Genomic DNA, 16,464 nt, shown 5'->3' with positions numbered 1-16,464 from the left:
GCAAGCTGCTGACGCCTCTGGCGTCTGCAAGCCAGAGGCTGCATTGCTGGTCAATGCAGCCTTTTTTCATTCCTCCCCCCACTTCACTCCATCCGCCCATGATCAAGCTGTTTGTTGGCCTCGGCAATCCCGGCCCTGAATACGAAGGCACGCGCCACAACGCCGGCTTCTGGTGGATCGATGCACTGGCCCGCGACCTGCGCCTGCAGCTGGTACCCGACCGCAATTACTACGGTCTGGTCGCACGCACCTCAGTGCAAGGCGAGTCGGTCTGGCTGCTGGAGCCCCAGACCTTCATGAACCTGTCGGGCAAATCGGTCGGCGCGCTCGCACGCTTTTTCAAGATCAAGCCCGAAGAGATTCTGGTCGTGCACGACGAACTCGATCTGCCGCCGGGCCAGGTCAAGCTCAAGCGAGGCGGAGGTCACGGCGGCCACAACGGCCTGCGCGACATCCATGCGCAGCTGGGATCATCCGATTACTGGCGCCTGCGCATCGGCATTGGCCACCCCGGTGACAAGCAGGAGGTGCCCAACTGGGTGCTGCGCAAACCCGCGCCAGACCAGCGCAGCTTGATTGAAGACAGCATCATCCATGCGCTGCAGGCATCGCCCGAGCTGTTGGCCGGCGACATGGACAAGGCCACGTTGAAGATCCACACCACCAAGCCCCAGCGGCCCAAGCTGCCACGCCCTCCCGCTGCCTGAGTGCAGGCAAAGGTCAGCGCAGCGGCCAGGCCCCGCCCATCGCCTGGAGCAGCCAGCGCCGCTGACCTGTCACAACGCCTTGTCGGCCTGCAAGCGCAGATAGCGCTGCATCAACGTGGGCTTGTCTTCCTGAAAATCGGGGTGCACCGGAATGCAGGCGACCGGGCAGATCTGCACACACTGGGGCTCATCGAAATGGCCCACACATTCGGTGCAGCGGTGCGGATCGATCTCGTAGTAGTCCTCCCCCATCGAGATGGCATCGTTGGGGCACTCGGGCTCGCAGACATCGCAGTTGATGCACTCGTCGGTAATCATCAAGGCCATGGCGGCGTCTCCAAGATTCCAGCACGGGGGAAGAAGTGTGACATGAGCGACATTATCCCGCGTGCGCCTTAGCCATACTCGTGGCACTGCGAGTAAGCATGTATGGTGTGTCGGAATTGTTCGCGTTATGCTTGCCGCTGCGAAAAAATACAACCAGCACCTGCAGTCTGCGCGCCTTTCCTAACCACGATGGCTATCCATGGGCTTATTCATTCTCAAGCGCACACTCACCTTGCTGCTCACCTTGCTGGGCACCTCGATTGTCGTCTTCCTCGTGCTGGAGATCCTGCCGGGCAACGCCGCCCAGATGCTGATGGGGCCCGATGCCGCTCCCGAAGCGGTGGCGGAACTGGCCGAGCAGCTCGGGCTCAACCAACCTGCGTGGGAGCGCTACGTGCACTGGATCTCGGGACTCGTGCACCTGGACCTGGGCAACAGCTACAGCTACGGCACCCCCGTCATTGAACTGATTGCCGAGCGCATGGCGCTCACCTTGCCACTGGCCTTGATGGCCATGGCCATCACCACCGTCGTCGCACTGGCCGCCGGCATCTATGCCGCCAGCCGCCACAACAAGATCGGTGATGTCAGCGTCATGGGCCTCGCCCAGCTGGGTATTGCGATTCCCAATTTCTGGTTCGCCATTTTGCTGATCCTGCTGTTTTCGGTGCAGCTCAAATGGTTCTCGGCGGGCGGCTTTCCGGGCTGGACCGAGGCTTCGGGCGGCTCGCCCTGGGCAGCGGTCAAGTCGCTATTGCTGCCAGCGCTGTCGTTGGCGGTGGTGCAGGCCGCCATCCTGGCGCGCATCACCCGCTCGTCGGTGCTCGAAGTGTTACGCGAGGACTTTGTCCGCACCGCCCGGGCCAAGGGACTGTCGCAGCGTGCAGCGCTGTATGGCCATGTGCTGCGCAATGCACTGGTGCCGGTGGTCACCGTGATGGGCCTGCAGTTTGCCGAGCTGATGGCCGGCACGATCGTTGTCGAGAACGTGTTTTACCTGCCCGGCATGGGCCGCCTGATCTTTCAGGCCATTGCCAACCGGGACCTGATGGTGGTGCGCAACTGTGTGATGCTGTTGGCAGCCATGGTGGTGATCGTCAATTTCGTGGTGGACCTGCTCTATGCCTGGATCGACCCCCGCACCAAAGCCAGCGATATCTGAGCACGCCATGCAGCCACCTACCTCCGTCGCCCCCACCCTGCCTACGCCCCCGGCCAGCACAGCACCGGGCCATACCGCACCCCGCAACGCGCTGTGGCGCCGCGCCACACGCAACCCCAGCTTCATGATCGGACTGGTGCTCACAGCACTGCTCCTGCTCGCGGCTGGCCTGTCCTATGTCTGGACGCCCTACTCGGCCTTCGAGATGAACATGGAGGCCAAGCTGCAAGGGCCTTCGCTCGCCCACTGGCTGGGCACCGATGCCTATGGCCGCGATGTCGCATCCCAGCTGCTGCTGGGCGCCCGGGCTTCGATCCTGGTCGGCGTCATTGCCGTGGGCATCGGCGTCGTGGTCGGCACGGCGCTGGGCCTGCTGGCCGCTGCCAAACGCGGCTGGGTCGAAGAAGCCATCATGCGCCTGGCCGATTTCTCGCTGGCCTTCCCCGCGATTCTCTCGGCCATCATGCTGACTGCCGTCTTCGGCCCGGGCATCGTCAACGCGATCGTGGCCATCGGCATCTACAACATTCCCATGTTCGCCCGCATTGCACGCGGCTCGGCCAACACCATCTGGGGGCGCGAATACGTCACCGCTGCGCGCGCCTGCGGCAAGGGCGCCTGGGCCATCACCTGGCAGCATGTGCTGCCCAATATCTCGGCCACGTTGATCGTGCAATGCACCATCCGCTTTGCGATTGCGATCCTGGCAGAAGCCGCGCTGTCCTACCTGGGCCTGGGCACCCAGCCACCGCAGCCGTCCTGGGGCCGCATGCTGAGCGAGGCGCAGACCTTGATGTTCCAGGCGCCGCTGCTGGCCGTCTTCCCCGGCGTGGCAATTGCGCTGTCGGTGCTGGGCCTCAACCTGCTGGGCGACGGTCTGCGCGACCTGCTCGACCCCCGTCTCGCCCGCAAGCGCTAAGAACGTGTTGACGTTCTAAGGAGTGTCCATGGCATTGATTGATGTACAGCAGCTCGAGATCGTGCTGCAAACCCACCGGGGCCCTGCCCGCGCCGTGCGCGATGTGAGCTTCCAGATCGAGCGCGGCCAGGCGCTGGGCCTGATTGGCGAATCGGGTTGCGGCAAATCCATCACGGCCATGGCCCTGATGGGCCTGCTGCCGGAATCGGCCCAGGTCAATGGCAGTGCCACGCTGGATGGCCAAAGCCTGGTGCAGCAACCCGACCGCTGGTGGCGCAGTGTGCGCGGCAACCGCATTGCGATGATCTTCCAGGAGCCGATGACGGCACTGAACCCGGTACACACCATCGGCCGCCAGATCAGCGAACCGCTGCGGCTGCACAAGGGCTGGAGCGCGCGCCAGGCCCGTGAAGAAGCAATTGCGCTGCTCGATCGCGTCGGCATTGCCCAGCCGGCGCAGCGCTTTGATGCCTATCCGCACCAGTTCTCGGGCGGACAGCGCCAGCGCATCACGATCGCGATGGCGCTGGCCTGCGGCCCGGATCTGCTGATCGCCGACGAACCCACGACGGCGCTGGACGTCACCATCCAGCAGCAGATCCTGGACCTGATCAATGGCCTGGTCGAAGAGCGCCAGATGGCCCTGCTGCTGATCTCGCACGACCTGGGTGTGATCTCGCAGAACGTCGACAAGATGGTCGTGATGTACGGCGGCACCGTCGTCGAATCGGGCAGCACCGAGGCCGTGTTCGAGCACATGGCCCACCCCTACACCCGGGGCCTGCTGGCCGCGCGCCCCAGCATGCAGCCGCGCCTGCAGGGCCAGCCCCAGCGCCTGCACACCATTGCCGGCTCGGTGCCCGAGCTGGTCGACCTGCCGGCTGGCTGCACCTTTGCCGGGCGCTGCAGCTTTACCCAGGCCCCCTGCTTTGTGCAAAAGCCGCCCAGTGTGGCACTGCCATCGACCCATCCGCACGAGACGCACCAGGTGCACTGCCTGCGGCCCGAGGCCTACGCCATCGCCACCGAGACCCCTGACGAGACCCCCGCATGACGGCAGCCTCCCACGACACCCCCTTGCTGCAAGTGCGCGACCTGGTGCGCACCTACACGCTGCCCCGCGAAAAGCTGTTTTCCGCGCCTCCGACGGTGCGCGCCCTCAAGGGCGTGAGCTTTGACCTGCATGCCGGCCAGAGCCTGGGCATCGTCGGCGAGTCGGGCTCGGGCAAGTCCACCCTGGCGCGCCTGGTGATGGCGCTGGACCAGCCGACCTCCGGCCAGGTGCTGCTGGAAGGTCAGGACCTGCACCGCATGGAAGCGGAGGCGCTGCAACGCGCGCGCAAGGATTTCCAGATGGTCTTCCAGGACCCCTACGGATCGCTCGACCCGCGCCAGACCGTCGAGCGCATCGTCAGCGAACCGCTGCAGGCCCAAAACACCAGCTCGCGGGCCGAGCAGCGCGAGCGCGCCAGCCAGGTACTGCAGCAGGTGGGCCTGCGCGCGCAGGATGTGGACAAATACCCGCATGAGTTCTCCGGCGGCCAGCGCCAGCGCATCGCCATCGCCCGCGCACTGATCACCAAGCCCCGGCTGATCATCGCCGATGAACCCGTGAGTGCGCTGGACGTGTCGGTGCAGGCCCAGGTGCTCAACCTGATGCAGGACCTGCAGCGTGAGCACGGCATCACCTACCTGCTCATCAGCCACGACCTGGCCGTCATCAACCACCTCTGCGATGCGGTGGTGGTGCTCTACCAGGGCGAGATCGTCGAGCGCGGCACGCCCGCCCAGCTGTTCCAGCATGCCCAGCACCCCTATACACAAAAACTGGTGCAGGCCGTACCCCAGGTCAGGCCCCGGCGTCACCGCATGCCAGCAGGGATTGGCGCAAGTCCTGTATAACCGTGCTTGAGCTTCCCGGCGCGCCCGGCAACGGCGGCGCCACTGCCCAGCTTTCCCCATAAATTGAATAAACCCTATCCAAGGAGTCCCGGATGCTGAACCGTAGACACCTGCTTGCTGCAGGCACCCTGGCACCGCTGCCGCTGTGGCTGCCTGGCATCGCCCAGGCGCAGGCCAAGAAAGACACCGTTGTGCTGGGTATGACCCTGGAGCCGCCAGGGCTGGACCCCACCGCCGGCGCCGCCTCGTCGATTGCCGAGATCACCCACTACAACCTCTACGAGACGCTGACCAAGATCAATTCGGACGGCAGCGTCTCGCCGCTGCTGGCCGAGAGCTGGGAGGTCTCGCCCGATCTGAAGACCTACACCTTCAAGCTGCGCAAAGGGGTGAGCTTCCACAATGGCGAGCCCTTCAACGCCAACAGCGTCAAGTTCTCCTTTGACCGCGCAGCCGGTGAGAAGAGCACCAACAAGGACAAGCGTACCTTCGCCAACCTCACGGCCCAGGTGGTGGACGACCACACGGTGGTGATCCTCAACAAGGAAATCGACCCGGACCTGCTGTTCGTGCTGGGCCAGGCCACCTCGATCATCGTGGAGCCCAAGAGCGCCGACAGCAACGCGACCAAGCCCATCGGCACCGGCCCCTACAAGCTGGGCAACTGGAGCAAAGGGGCATCGATCACCTTGGATGCCTGGCCGCAGTACCGCAACCCCGGCAGCATCCGCATTCGCCGCGCCACCTTCCGCTTCATCTCGGATGCCGCCGCGCAAGTGGCCGCCTTGCTGGCCGGTGATGTGGACATCTTCGCGCGTGTCTCGGCCCGTGGCATCGACCAGTTCAAGACCAACCCGCGCTACCAGGTGGTCATCTCCGGCTCGCGCGCCAAGACCATCGTCGCCATCAACGAGCGCCGCAAGCCGCTGGACGATGTGCGTGTGCGCCGCGCACTGTCTGCGGCCATCGACCGCAAGGCCGTCATCGCCGGTGCGGCCGAAGGCCTGGGCGTGCCGATTGGCAGCCACTACGTGCCCGGCGCCTATGGCTATGTGGACACCACCGGCATCAACCCCTTTGATGTGGAAAAGGCCAAGAAGCTGATGGCCGAGGCCGGCGTGAAGACGCCGCTGAGCCTGAGCATGACCCTGCCGCCCACGCCGTATGCGCGCCAGGGCGGCGAGATCATTGCCGCGCAACTGGCCAAGATCGGCGTCGAGGTCAAGCTGCAGAACGTGGAATGGGCGCAGTGGCTCTCGGGCACCTACACCAACAAGAACTACGACCTGTCGCTGATCTCGCACGTGGAGCCTTTCGACCTGGAGAACTACACCCGGCCCGATTACTACTGGGGCTACAAGTCCGAGAAGTTCAACAAGCTGTTCGAACAGATCAAGCTCGAAGCCCGCCCGGCCGACCGCTCGCGCCTGCTGGGCGAGGCCCAGCGCCTGCTGGCCGAAGATGCCGCCAACGTCTACCTGTACCAGCCGCAGTGGGTGACCATTGCCGCGAAGAACGTGCGTGGCCTGTGGAAGGACATGCCGATCTTCATCAACGACCTGTCATCCATGTACTGGGCTTGAACCCGGTCTTGCGCTAGGCTTCAAACCAGCACACCGCCCATCTACGGCCTGCCGAGATGGGCGTTTTTTCTTTCCGCGTCCCTACCCTTTTCACACCCCCTGCCCGATATGACCGCGTTGCACGATTGGCCCGCCACAGCGCTGCTGGCCGCCTACCAAAAGCAAGAACTCTCCCCTGTCGATGTCATGCAATCCGTCATCGACCATGTCGGGCAGTGGGAGCCGCATCTGTGCGCCACCTACCTGTACCGGCCTGAAGAGGCGCTGGCGCAGGCCCGCGCCAGCGAAGCACGCTGGCACAAGGGCACACCCGCCGGCCTGCTCGATGGCCTGCCGGTGACGATCAAGGAAAACATCGCCACCGAGGGCGACCCACTGCCCGCAGGCACAGCGGCCGTCACCCTGGTGCCTGCGGCTGCGGATGCGCCGCCCGCAGCCCGCCTGCGCGAGGCCCATGCCATCTGCTTCAGCAAGACCACGATGCCGGACTACGGCATGCTGTCGTCGGGCCTGTCGAGCTTCCACCCGCTGGCGCGCAACCCCTGGGACCTGAGCAAGGGCCCGGGCGGCTCCAGCGCCGGTGGCGGTGCGGCGGCAGCCGCAGGCTACGGGCCGCTGCATATCGGCACCGACATCGGTGGCTCCTTGCGCCTGCCGGCCAGCTGGTGCGGTATCTACAGTCTCAAGCCCAGCCTGGGCCGCATTCCCATCGACCCACCGTACCAAGGCCGCGCTGCGGGGCCGATGACCCGCAGCGTGGACGATTCGGCGCTGATGATGCAGGTGCTGTCGGCCCCCGATGCGCGCGACAGCATGAGCCTGCCGCCGCAGGAGATGGCCTGGAGCACCGTGGCCGCCACCGGTGCGGACTTTATCCGGGGCAAACGCATTGGCCTCTTGCTCGATGCGGGCTGCGGCCTGCCGCTGCAGTCCGAGGTGCGCGCCGCCATCGAGCAGGCTGCTGCACTGCTGGAATCCGCTGGCGCCCGGATCACGCCGATGCCCGCCTTCATGACGCCCGCGATGCTCGACGGCATGGACCGCTTCTGGCGCATGCGCTCGCTGACCGACCTGCAGGCACTCAGCAGCGCGCAGCGCGACAAGGTGCTGCCGTATATCCGTACCTGGGCCGAAAGCGCCGAGGGCATGAGCGGCAGCGCGGTCTTCCAGGCCAGCCAGCAGTTCCACCAGGTGCGCCTGGCCACCGTCAAGGCCTGCAGCGCGTTCGACTTTGTGATCTCGCCGGTGGCGCCCCACGTCGCCTTTGATGCCGAATGGGCATCGCCGACCAATGACCCCTTGCGCCCGCTGGAGCACATCGGCTTTACCGTGCCCTACAACATGTCGGAGCAGCCGGCCGCCTCCATCAACTGCGGCTACACCGCTGCCGGCCTGCCCATTGGCCTGCAGATTGCCGGCGCGCGTTTTGACGACTTGGGCGTGCTGCAGCTGTCGCGGGCTTTCGAGCAGATCCGTGGCCCGCAAAAGCCCTGGCCCCAGCCGCCCAAGGCCTGAGCCGAGGAGACAAACGCATGGGTATGCAGCACGACCTGTATGGCAACCCGGTGAGCAGCGATGCGGCCGCCCTGCCCTACCTGAACGATTTTGCAGAAGGCTTTGCCGCCTGCGAGATGCGCGTGCTGCGCATCCTGGACATCGCCGCGCAGGACCCCAGCCCGCTGGTGCAGACCTGGTGCGCGGCGCTCCATCTGTTTGCCGAAGACGCCCAGGCCGCCCAGCAGGCGCGGCCCTTTTTGCAGCGCGCCCGCACCCAGCTGGCGCAGGCCCATGACCGCGAAGCGCAATGGCTGGCCGCCATCGAGGCCTGGGCCGATGGCGACACGCCCCTGGCCGCGCACAGGCTGGAAGCGCTGGTCCATCACTACCCCCGCGATCTGGCTGCGCTCAAGCTCGCGCACTACCATGCCTTCAACCTGGGCGATTCACCGGCCATGCTGCGCATGGCACTGAACGCCCTGCCGCACTGCGCCGATATCCCCTACTTCCACGGCATGCTGGCCTTTGCCTATGAGCAATGCCATCTGCTCGGGCCGGCCGAGCGCGCAGCGCGCCATGCGCTGCAGCTGCGTTTCAAAGAGCCCTGGGCCCACCATGCGCTGGCCCATGTGCTGCTGACCGAAGGCCGTGTGGATGAAGGCCTGGCCTTCATGCAAGGCGCCAGCGGCAGCTGGACGGGGCTCAACTCCTTCATGCAGACGCACAACTGGTGGCACCTGGCTCTGTTCCTGATGGAGGATGCGCGCCACGACGAAGCGCTGCAGCTGCATGACCGCCAGGTCTGGGGGGTGGTGCCCGCCTATTCGCAGGACCAGATCGGCTCCATCTCGCTGCTGGCGCGGCTGGAGCTCGAAGGCGTCGATGTGGGTCAGCGCTGGCAGCAGCTCAGCCCCTACCTGCTGCAGCGCCAGCATGACCATGTGCTGCCGTTTCTCGACCTGCAGTACCTGTACGGCCTCGCCCGCGCCGGGCAGTGGCAGGCCGCGCAGCAGCTGCTGGCCAGCATGCAAAGCCATGCCGATGCGCAGGTGCAGCCCCGGCTGCGCACCGTCTGGCAGGATGTCTGCCTGCCCGCGGCGCGGGGCCTGCTGGCCCATGCACAGGGCCGGTATCTGCAGGCTGCCCAGCTGCTGGGCCCGTTGATTGCGCGCCTGGTCGAGATAGGCGGCAGCCATGCCCAGCGCGACCTGTTCAGCCAGCTGTACTGGAGCGCGCTGCGGCACAGCGGCCAGTGGACGGCCTTGCAAAACCTGGTGCAGCCCTGGCATAACCAGCAGCCGCAATCCAAACGGCTGGCCGCGCATATGCGGCGCATTTACCAGGGCCTGGGCTTGCCGCCCTCCCTGGCCGCGTGAAGGTTCAGGCGACCCAATCCGATTGCAGCAAGGCCCGCACCTGCTGCACCAGCGCAGGCTCGGCCCCCTGCACCGGCAGCAGGCCAAAACGCACACGGCTCAGGCGCGGCAAGCCCGCAGCGGGCAGGACGGGCGCCATCGCCTCGGTCAGCACCGCCGCATTGATGCAGGCCACCCCCAGACCGGCCGCAATGGCCGACTGCAGGCCGGCAACGCCAGAGGCCTGGTGGGCCACCACATAGTCCACGCCCTGCTGGCGCAAACGCGTCTCGGCATAGTGGCGCAGCGCGCAGCTGTCGGGCAGCACCAGCAGCGGCAGCGGCTGGCCGGGCTCGGCCACCCATTGGCGGGCACGGGCCCAGACCAGCGGCTCCTCCGGCCCCAGCAACTGCAGGCGCTGTTTGAAAGGGGGCAGCGCCATCACCACGCCCAGGTCGCACTGCCCCTGGGCATAGGCGGCCTCCACCTCGGCGCTGCGCAGCACGCTGACCTCCAGCCGCACAGCAGGGTGGCGCTCGGCCAGGGCCTTGAGCATGCGCGCCAGCGCATCGGGTTTGAAGTAGTCGGTAACGGCGAGCTTGAGGGCCCCCTGCAGTGCCAGGCCGCGCATGTCACGCAAGGCATGGTCGGCCATGCCTACCAGCGCCCGTGCATGGCCCAGCAGCTGGGTGCCGGCCGCCGTGGGCAGCACGCCGGTCTTGCTGCGCAGCAGCAGCGGCTTGCCAATGCAGTCTTCCAGCTTCTTGACCTGCTCGCTCACCGCCGACTGCGATAGAAACAGCTGCGGCGCGGCGGCCGTGAGGCTGCCGGCCTCGACAACGGCGATCAGGGTGCGGAGCTGGGCGAGGTCCAGATGGGCCATGGTCTATCCAACGGCATAACAGATGGATACGATCATATCTTCCCGTTTTTCAAATGCAAAGAGGACTCGCACAATCGCCCCATCGTCCCACCCAGGAGCCTTTCATGCCCCATATCGCCATCCAACTCTCCGGCCCCCGCCATGCGGAGCGCCAGCAACAGATCAGCCAGGCCATTGCCCGGCTGACGCAAGACATTCTGGGCAAGCGCCCCGAGGTGATTGCCATCGCCTTTACCCAGGTCGCAGCGCAGGACTGGTGGATTGCAGGCCACACGCTGGAGGAGCTGGGGCAGTCGGCCTTTCAGCTGGATATCAGCATCACCGACGAGACCAATACCAAGGCGGAGAAAGCGCGCTACCTGCAAGCGGTGTATGACACGATGGCAAGCCTGATGCCGCAGTTGCACCCGGTATCCTATGTGCATGTGATCGATGCCCGCGCCGCCGCCTATGGCTATGGCGGCAAGACGCAGGAATACCGCTACCACCACAGCTGATGCGCCGCCAGCGCAGGCGCCCTTGGCAGCGCCTCAGCGCTGCGCGGTGGCCAGCTTGACCGCCAGGCCCACAAATACCACGGCGGTAATCTTGTTGAGCCAGAACTGTGCGCGCGGCGAGCGCAGCAGCAGATTGCCAAAGGCGCCCGAGAACAGCGCAATGGCGCCAAACACCAGGAAGGCCGCCAGGATGAACACGGCGCCAAACACAAAGATCTGCGGGCCGACCGGGCCGATGGCAGGGTCGGCAAACTGCGGCAAAAAGGCCAGGAAGAAGATCAGCACTTTGGGGTTGGTGAGGTTCATCACCAAGCCACGGCGCACCATGACCAGCAGGTCCTTGCCTGCGATGTCCGTCCGACCGCTTCCGCTGGCGGCCGCTCCGCCAGCAGATGCATCTGCAGCCACCGGTGCCCGCCAGGCACCCCAGGCGAGGTAGGCCAGGTAGGCCGCGCCACACCACTTGAGCACCGTGAATGCAATGCTGGACGCGGCAAACACCGCTGCCAGCCCCAGCGCCACCGCCGTGGTGTGCACCACCACGCCCAGGCACAGGCCTACCACTACGGCAATGCCCACGCGCCAGCCGCGCTGTATCGATTGCATCAGCACAAACAGGTTGTCCGGCCCTGGCGACAGCGCCAGCAACACGGCAACACCAAAAAAGGCCAGCAGGGATTGGAAAGTGGGCATAGGAATGTCTCGGGAATGAGCCGCAGACCAGCGGCGAAGAACCGGCACATTATGGCCTGCGGCCCAGCCGACCAGATCTGCCTGCGCTTACGGGCGTGACAGCGGCGCAGTGACGATCCAGCCTTCCAGCGGGTCAATGCCGGGCGGCAGGCCATACAGCGGATGGCCCGCCGCATGCTGGGCCAGCGCCCAGCCAGCCTGCAACATGCAGATGGCGGCATCGAGGTGGTCGCCACTGGCATCTGCCGCCATGGTCTGCAGTTGCGCGGTATCAGCCAGCAGACGCAGCCCCAAACGGTGCTGGCCTTGCTGCAAGGCATCTAGCAACTCTGCCCTAGCCTGGGCACGCTCGGGCGTCTGGCGCTGGCGGTCGTCGCTTTTGTAGCTGCGGCGGCCAATCAGCTCGCGCGCCAGCATGCCGGGGTAGGCCTCCAGCGCCACACGGGCGCTTTCTCGGCGCAGCAGACCTGGAAAATCCGCCCCCACATCCTGCAGCCGGGGCAGACCGGCGTGCAGCATCCAGGCCACCGGCGGATTGACCCATTTCATCGACGGGCTGGAGCCCGCGGGCCCATCGGTGGCGCGGTGGGCAAACTTGCCGCCGGCAGGCCGGGCATCGCAAAAGGCCTTGAACAGGGTGCGGATCTCGCTGCGCGCCATGCTGGCGTAATGCTGCATGCAGGCCTGCCAGTCGCTGGGCCAGCCCAGTTGGCTGACCAGTTCGCGCGGCAGTGCAAACGGCAGGTCAAAACCCCCGACCCAGGCAGGCTGCTGCTGCAAAAACTCCTGCCACTGGGCCAAGCTGGCAAAGCTGTGAAAGCCCTGCAGCGCCACGGTGCCCGCCTCGGCATCCAGCTGGCCCCAGGCCACCACCACAGGCTTGCGCCGGCTCGGGCTGCTGCTGAAATCGCAGCCCAGTACCGGCGGCAGTGCGGCCCTTGGCATCGCTCAGCCCAGTCCCAGCGCGACCACGCCCACGCCAATCAGCAGCGCACCGGCAATGCGCAGCAGGCGGTCGCCCTCGCCCAGCAGCTTGCCGCCAATCAGCGCGGCAAACAGCATCGAGACCTCGCGCGCAGGCGCCACATGCGAGATGGGCGCAGTCTGCACCGCATACAGCACCAGCACATAGGCCATGGGGCTGAAGATGGCGACGACCAGCGCAAAGCGCCACTGCTGCAGCCACAGGCGCCGGGTCTCGCCCCAATCCATCACGCCCAGCGGCGCCAGCATCACTACCCGCACCAGGTTGCCCATGTAGTCCAGCAAGATCGGCGACAGCAGCAGCACCTTGACGGCATAGCTGTCCACCACCGTATAGGCGGCAATGAACAGGCCTGTCAGCAGCCCGTAGTACAGGCCCTTGATGGTGCGGTCCCGGGCCTCGCCGGGGCCGGGCCGGGTGGCGGCGCGCAGCATGGCCGGGCCGCCGGCAATCAGGAACACGCCCGCGACCACGGCGGCAATGCCCACGGCACCCAGGCTCGACAGATGCTCGCCCAGAAACAGCACCGCCACCATCGACGAGATCAGTGGCCCGCTACCGCGCGCCAGCGGGTAGACCACAGTCAGATCGGCCACCCGGTAGCCGCGCAGCAAGGTGACAAAGTAGAAGATATGCAGCAAGGCGCTGGCCGAGACAAAGGCCCATTCGGTCGTACCCCACAGCGGCACCACATCCTTGCCCACCCACCAGCCCACCGGCAGCCACACCAGCGCATTGAGCACCGAAGTGAACAGCGAGAAGCGGGCATCGCCCCCGGCTTTTTTGGCAACGATGTTCCAGAAAGCGTGGATGATGCCGGCCGCGATGATGAGCGTGAAAGCATGGAGCGTCATGGCTGGCGAAACGGTAGAAACGGGGCAGGAAAAAAATAACCCGGGGCGGGCCCGGGTGTCACAAGGTCAGGGTGCAGATCAGTTGCCTGCGCGCTGTGGAATCAGCGACAGGAATTCGCGCCGCAGATTGGGGTTGGTCAGGAACTCGCCACGCATGACGGAGTTGAGCATCTTGGAGTCCATCTCGCGCACGCCGCGCCAGGACATGCAGAAGTGCGAGGCCTCCAGCACCACAGCCAGGCCGTCGGGCTGGGTCTTTTTCATGATCAGATCGGCCAGCTGCACAATGGCCTCTTCCTGGATCTGGGGGCGGCCCAGCACCCAGTCGACCAGGCGGGCATATTTGGACAGGCCGATCACATTGGTGTTCTTGTTGGGCAGCACGCCGATCCAGACCTTGCCGATGACCGGGCAGAGGTGGTGGCTGCAGGCGCTGCGCACGGTGATCGGGCCGACGATCATCAGCTCGTTGAGGTGCTCGGCATTGGGGAAGGCGGTGACCTCGGGCTGGGGCACATAGCGGCCCTTGAACACCTCGGTCAGGTACATCTTGGCGACACGGCGCGCCGTGTTGCGGGTGTTGTGGTCGTCCTTGGTGTTGATGACCATGCTGTCGAGCACGCCCTGCATCTTGCTCTCGACCTCGTCGAGCAGCTGCTCGAGCTCACCGGGCTCGATGAACCCGGAGATGTTGTCGTTGGCATGGAAGCGCTGCTGGGCTGCCACTATCCGCTCACGGATCTTGACGGACACCGGCGTGCCTTCGTCGCTGGCGGGTGCTTTATTCGGATCGGATAGTTCTGTAAACATAGCGGGGATGGTAGCAGCGATTGCAGACCCGCAAGCATAAGGTGTTTCTTGCCCTTCGGCCAGCGCAAGAAAAGGGCAAAAGCTATGGATTCGATAGCACGCGGCGCCCAAAAGCCGAAAAACGGCTTTTGCCTCAGTCGCGCAGGCGGAACTCGGCAATCAACGGCAAATGGTCGGACATGCGCCACCAGATACGGCCCCGGGGCACAAACAGGCCGCAGGGCGTCAAGCCCCGGGCGTAGACATGGTCCAGCTGTACGACGGGCAGGCGCGAAGGATAGGTCATCAGCGGCTGCTCGTCGTACTCAAACAAGCCAAACCCGGCCAGCATGCGCTTGACCTGAAAGCCCCAGTCGTTGAAGTCGCCGGCGACAATCACCGGCTCGTCATCGGGCACATGGGCCTTGATGAACTCATGGATCAGCGCCGTCTGGCGCAGGCGGCTGCCATGCACCAGGCCCAGGTGCACGACGATGGTGTGGATGCGCTGGCCGGCAATATCCATCGCCACATGCAACAGGCCACGCTGCTCGAAGCGGTGGTCGGAGATGTCACGGTGGTTAGATTCCAGAATCGGCCAGCGGGTGAGCAGCGCATTGCCATGCTCGCCCCAGCGCGTGGTGGCATTGGTGCGGTAGGCGGCGGTGTAGCCCAGCGGGGTCAGAAAATCCGCCTGGTTCTGCTCGGGCCAGTTGTTGAAGAAACTCTCTTCCTTGCGGTTGTCCTTGCGCACCTCCTGCAGGCAGATGATGTCGGCATCCATCTGCTCGACCGCCAGCCCCAGGTTGTGGATCTCCAACCTGCGCACGGGTCCCAGGCCCTGCACCCCCTTGTGGATGTTGTAGGTGGCCACCCGCAGTATCGGTAAATCGTCGTGAGTATCGGTCATGAAGCTATGAACCTCGGCAGCCAGAGAATGGCTTCGCTGTTCGATATGGAATAGCAGCGCTGTGCTGCCTCTTGCCAATCATGCCACGCATGGGCGGTGTGCTCACGGGGGCTGAGCACGATCTTGGTGTAGGACGGCACCTGCAGGCTGAACACATGCTCGGTGTTCATGCGGACATCGGGCGCATAGCGGTGGCGCCAGGCCGGGTAGATCGGGTAGGTGTTCTCCAGATGCCAGTCGCGCAGCACGCAGCCGGGCTGCCGGGCATCGATGCCGGTTTCCTCGAAGACCTCGCGGATAGCCGTCTCCTGCCAGCTCTCGCTATCGCTGTCCTGGCTGCCGGTCACCGGTTGCCAGTAGTCCTGGCCCTCCATCTGGCTGACACGGCGCAGCAGCAGCACCTGCAGATCGGCCGTGTGGATGATGACCAGCACCGAGCGCGGCAGTTTGTAGGGCAGGCTGGCGCCTGTGGCCGCTTGCATCGTCAACGCTTGGCCTCGGGCTTGCGGGTGGCCACGGCCGGTGGCAAGGCCTTGGCCTGCAGCAACCGCACCTGCTGCACCATCAGGTTGTGGGCGTTCAGGAACGCAGCGGCAATCACCTTGCCCTCATTGGTATTGCTCCAGCCCATGCCAGCGCCGCCACCCAGGCGGCCCAGCAGCACGCCGCCCACGCCCAGGTCGGTCGCACGGGCCGAGCCGGTAGCAGCGGCGACCTGCTCGGTGGTTTCGTTGTCGGTCAGGAACAGGGCCGTCTGCGCCTCCTTGAACTTGACCTGCTCGGCCACACCGGCCAGCCCTGCGATATCGCGCAGCACCGGGATCATCGCGATGATGCCCGCCAGGCCCCGGCCGGCATCCTGCTCGCTGAAGGTGAGGTTGGGCACCATCGTGTACTGGGCTTCGTAGCCCTTGCGCTTTTGCACCGTGCCATGGGGGCGCAGCACGCCGGCATCCTGCAGCTCGCCTTCGCGGATGGTGCCCTCCAGGCCACCGGCCCGGTCCACCACGCGAAAGCAGCCGCTTTGCTGCATCAGCAAGCGCACCAGCGGCACAGGGGTTGGCGGCAGGTTCACGCTGCTGGGCATCACGTAGCCGCGCGGGTTCTCCAGCAAGGCCACGGTGGCAATCGGCTCGTCGCAGCGCTCCAGGCTGGCATGCGCGCCCTGGCCGCCCGCCGGCCCGGCCGAGCCGGAGACTTCCGAGCCTCCCTGGCCCAGCTCGGTCTTTTTCTCGCCGCAGCCGGCCAAGGCCAGCGCGATGGCGGCCACGGCCATGCCGCGTGCCCAGCACCCGCTGCGGTTGGAATGTGCAGTCATCGCTTGCATGGCTACCTTTGCAATCTGTCAGTCAGGCCAGAGCATAGCGCCCCGGAATGACAAAAAAGGCCAAAGCCCGGAGG

18 protein-coding genes are annotated in these 16,464 nt (G+C 65.6%); 9 read left to right on the top strand and 9 right to left on the bottom strand.

Annotated elements, in window-relative coordinates:
- Positions 1–98: 98 nt before the first annotated feature.
- Complete coding sequence (gene pth, locus AB7A72_RS15415; protein ID WP_239810843.1) at positions 99–707, top strand: aminoacyl-tRNA hydrolase; 609 nt, start codon at positions 99–101, stop codon at positions 705–707.
- A gap of 69 nt (positions 708–776) precedes the next feature.
- On the opposite strand, the gene AB7A72_RS15410 is transcribed toward pth, so the two are convergent.
- Complete coding sequence (locus AB7A72_RS15410) at positions 777–1,034, bottom strand: YfhL family 4Fe-4S dicluster ferredoxin (RefSeq protein ID WP_239810842.1); 258 nt, start codon at positions 1,032–1,034, stop codon at positions 777–779.
- 199 nt (positions 1,035–1,233) lie between these two features.
- Between AB7A72_RS15410 and AB7A72_RS15405 the strand changes: the two genes are divergently transcribed.
- From AB7A72_RS15405 to AB7A72_RS15375, 7 genes are all read left to right on the top strand, one after another.
- On the top strand, positions 1,234–2,196 hold the full coding sequence (locus tag AB7A72_RS15405) for an ABC transporter permease (protein ID WP_312416349.1): 963 nt from the start codon (positions 1,234–1,236) through the stop codon (positions 2,194–2,196).
- Between the two features lie 7 nt (positions 2,197–2,203).
- Positions 2,204–3,115, top strand: coding sequence for an ABC transporter permease (locus tag AB7A72_RS15400; RefSeq protein ID WP_312529501.1), 912 nt, complete (start codon positions 2,204–2,206; stop codon positions 3,113–3,115).
- A 28-nt stretch (positions 3,116–3,143) separates the two neighbouring features.
- The gene (locus AB7A72_RS15395) at positions 3,144–4,169 is read left to right on the top strand and encodes an ABC transporter ATP-binding protein (protein WP_239810839.1); all 1,026 of its coding nucleotides are present in this window, start codon (positions 3,144–3,146) and stop codon (positions 4,167–4,169) included.
- Positions 4,166–5,017 (top strand): ATP-binding cassette domain-containing protein, encoded by an 852-nt coding sequence (locus tag AB7A72_RS15390; protein ID WP_369460453.1) that lies wholly within the window; start codon positions 4,166–4,168, stop codon positions 5,015–5,017. Before AB7A72_RS15395 ends, AB7A72_RS15390 begins: the two co-directional genes overlap by 4 nt.
- Before the next feature lie 92 nt (positions 5,018–5,109).
- The gene (locus tag AB7A72_RS15385) at positions 5,110–6,600 is read left to right on the top strand and encodes an ABC transporter substrate-binding protein (protein ID WP_239810837.1); all 1,491 of its coding nucleotides are present in this window, start codon (positions 5,110–5,112) and stop codon (positions 6,598–6,600) included.
- A 108-nt stretch (positions 6,601–6,708) separates the two neighbouring features.
- A complete protein-coding gene (locus AB7A72_RS15380; protein WP_369460452.1) occupies positions 6,709–8,115 on the top strand; it encodes an amidase in 1,407 nt (468 codons plus the stop codon).
- 17 nt (positions 8,116–8,132) lie between these two features.
- Positions 8,133–9,473, top strand: coding sequence for a tetratricopeptide repeat protein (locus AB7A72_RS15375; RefSeq protein ID WP_369460451.1), 1,341 nt, complete (start codon positions 8,133–8,135; stop codon positions 9,471–9,473).
- 4 nt (positions 9,474–9,477) lie between these two features.
- Here the strand turns inward: AB7A72_RS15375 and AB7A72_RS15370 are convergent, their stop codons facing one another.
- Positions 9,478–10,335 (bottom strand): LysR substrate-binding domain-containing protein, encoded by an 858-nt coding sequence (locus AB7A72_RS15370; RefSeq protein ID WP_312529491.1) that lies wholly within the window; start codon positions 10,333–10,335, stop codon positions 9,478–9,480.
- Positions 10,336–10,439: 104 nt separating this feature from the next.
- Between AB7A72_RS15370 and AB7A72_RS15365 the strand changes: the two genes are divergently transcribed.
- A complete protein-coding gene (locus AB7A72_RS15365) occupies positions 10,440–10,832 on the top strand; it encodes a tautomerase family protein (protein WP_369460450.1) in 393 nt (130 codons plus the stop codon).
- Positions 10,833–10,865: 33 nt separating this feature from the next.
- Here the strand turns inward: AB7A72_RS15365 and AB7A72_RS15360 are convergent, their stop codons facing one another.
- From AB7A72_RS15360 to AB7A72_RS15330, 7 genes are all read right to left on the bottom strand, one after another.
- On the bottom strand, positions 10,866–11,525 hold the full coding sequence (locus AB7A72_RS15360; protein ID WP_369460449.1) for a LysE family translocator: 660 nt from the start codon (positions 11,523–11,525) through the stop codon (positions 10,866–10,868).
- A gap of 87 nt (positions 11,526–11,612) precedes the next feature.
- Entirely contained in the window at positions 11,613–12,470 is an 858-nt protein-coding gene (locus tag AB7A72_RS15355; protein ID WP_369460448.1) for a DUF429 domain-containing protein, read from the bottom strand.
- A 3-nt stretch (positions 12,471–12,473) separates the two neighbouring features.
- Positions 12,474–13,364 (bottom strand): DMT family transporter, encoded by an 891-nt coding sequence (locus tag AB7A72_RS15350; protein ID WP_239810831.1) that lies wholly within the window; start codon positions 13,362–13,364, stop codon positions 12,474–12,476.
- Positions 13,365–13,442: 78 nt separating this feature from the next.
- Positions 13,443–14,174 (bottom strand): GTP cyclohydrolase I, encoded by a 732-nt coding sequence (gene folE, locus AB7A72_RS15345; RefSeq protein WP_312833707.1) that lies wholly within the window; start codon positions 14,172–14,174, stop codon positions 13,443–13,445.
- A 133-nt stretch (positions 14,175–14,307) separates the two neighbouring features.
- Positions 14,308–15,063 carry an endonuclease/exonuclease/phosphatase family protein gene (locus AB7A72_RS15340; protein WP_239810829.1) on the bottom strand — a complete coding sequence of 252 codons (756 nt, stop codon included), beginning with the start codon at positions 15,061–15,063 and terminating at the stop codon, positions 14,308–14,310.
- Positions 15,060–15,545, bottom strand: a complete 486-nt coding sequence (gene nudB / locus AB7A72_RS15335) for a dihydroneopterin triphosphate diphosphatase (RefSeq protein ID WP_312529486.1) — start codon at positions 15,543–15,545, stop codon at positions 15,060–15,062. The genes AB7A72_RS15340 and nudB overlap by 4 nt, the downstream gene beginning before the upstream one ends.
- Positions 15,546–15,547: 2 nt before the next feature.
- Complete coding sequence (locus AB7A72_RS15330) at positions 15,548–16,381, bottom strand: CsgG/HfaB family protein (RefSeq protein ID WP_312833709.1); 834 nt, start codon at positions 16,379–16,381, stop codon at positions 15,548–15,550.
- Positions 16,382–16,464: the final 83 nt, after the last annotated feature.

The organism is Comamonas sediminis, from assembly GCF_041107495.1.
Lineage (GTDB): Bacteria > Pseudomonadota > Gammaproteobacteria > Burkholderiales > Burkholderiaceae_C > Comamonas > Comamonas sediminis.
This window is presented reverse-complemented; position numbering and strand designations above follow the sequence as displayed.

Excerpts from the sequence above, each read along its gene's own strand:
- AB7A72_RS15375 (WP_369460451.1), top strand. The coding sequence starts at position 8,133 with ATGGGTATGCAGCACGACCTGTATGGCAACCCGGTGAGCAGCGATGCG.
- pth (WP_239810843.1), top strand. The coding sequence starts at position 99 with ATGATCAAGCTGTTTGTTGGCCTCGGCAATCCCGGCCCTGAATACGAA.
- AB7A72_RS15380 (WP_369460452.1), top strand. The coding sequence starts at position 6,709 with ATGACCGCGTTGCACGATTGGCCCGCCACAGCGCTGCTGGCCGCCTAC.
- AB7A72_RS15355 (WP_369460448.1), bottom strand. The coding sequence starts at position 12,470 with ATGCCAAGGGCCGCACTGCCGCCGGTACTGGGCTGCGATTTCAGCAGC.
- AB7A72_RS15365 (WP_369460450.1), top strand. The coding sequence starts at position 10,440 with ATGCCCCATATCGCCATCCAACTCTCCGGCCCCCGCCATGCGGAGCGC.
- AB7A72_RS15400 (WP_312529501.1), top strand. The coding sequence starts at position 2,204 with ATGCAGCCACCTACCTCCGTCGCCCCCACCCTGCCTACGCCCCCGGCC.
- AB7A72_RS15385 (WP_239810837.1), top strand. The coding sequence starts at position 5,110 with ATGCTGAACCGTAGACACCTGCTTGCTGCAGGCACCCTGGCACCGCTG.
- AB7A72_RS15360 (WP_369460449.1), bottom strand. The coding sequence starts at position 11,525 with ATGCCCACTTTCCAATCCCTGCTGGCCTTTTTTGGTGTTGCCGTGTTG.
- AB7A72_RS15410 (WP_239810842.1), bottom strand. The coding sequence starts at position 1,034 with ATGGCCTTGATGATTACCGACGAGTGCATCAACTGCGATGTCTGCGAG.
- AB7A72_RS15395 (WP_239810839.1), top strand. The coding sequence starts at position 3,144 with ATGGCATTGATTGATGTACAGCAGCTCGAGATCGTGCTGCAAACCCAC.
- AB7A72_RS15405 (WP_312416349.1), top strand. The coding sequence starts at position 1,234 with ATGGGCTTATTCATTCTCAAGCGCACACTCACCTTGCTGCTCACCTTG.
- folE (WP_312833707.1), bottom strand. The coding sequence starts at position 14,174 with ATGTTTACAGAACTATCCGATCCGAATAAAGCACCCGCCAGCGACGAA.
- AB7A72_RS15350 (WP_239810831.1), bottom strand. The coding sequence starts at position 13,364 with ATGACGCTCCATGCTTTCACGCTCATCATCGCGGCCGGCATCATCCAC.
- AB7A72_RS15390 (WP_369460453.1), top strand. The coding sequence starts at position 4,166 with ATGACGGCAGCCTCCCACGACACCCCCTTGCTGCAAGTGCGCGACCTG.
- nudB (WP_312529486.1), bottom strand. The coding sequence starts at position 15,545 with ATGCAAGCGGCCACAGGCGCCAGCCTGCCCTACAAACTGCCGCGCTCG.
- AB7A72_RS15330 (WP_312833709.1), bottom strand. The coding sequence starts at position 16,381 with ATGACTGCACATTCCAACCGCAGCGGGTGCTGGGCACGCGGCATGGCC.
- AB7A72_RS15340 (WP_239810829.1), bottom strand. The coding sequence starts at position 15,063 with ATGACCGATACTCACGACGATTTACCGATACTGCGGGTGGCCACCTAC.
- AB7A72_RS15370 (WP_312529491.1), bottom strand. The coding sequence starts at position 10,335 with ATGGCCCATCTGGACCTCGCCCAGCTCCGCACCCTGATCGCCGTTGTC.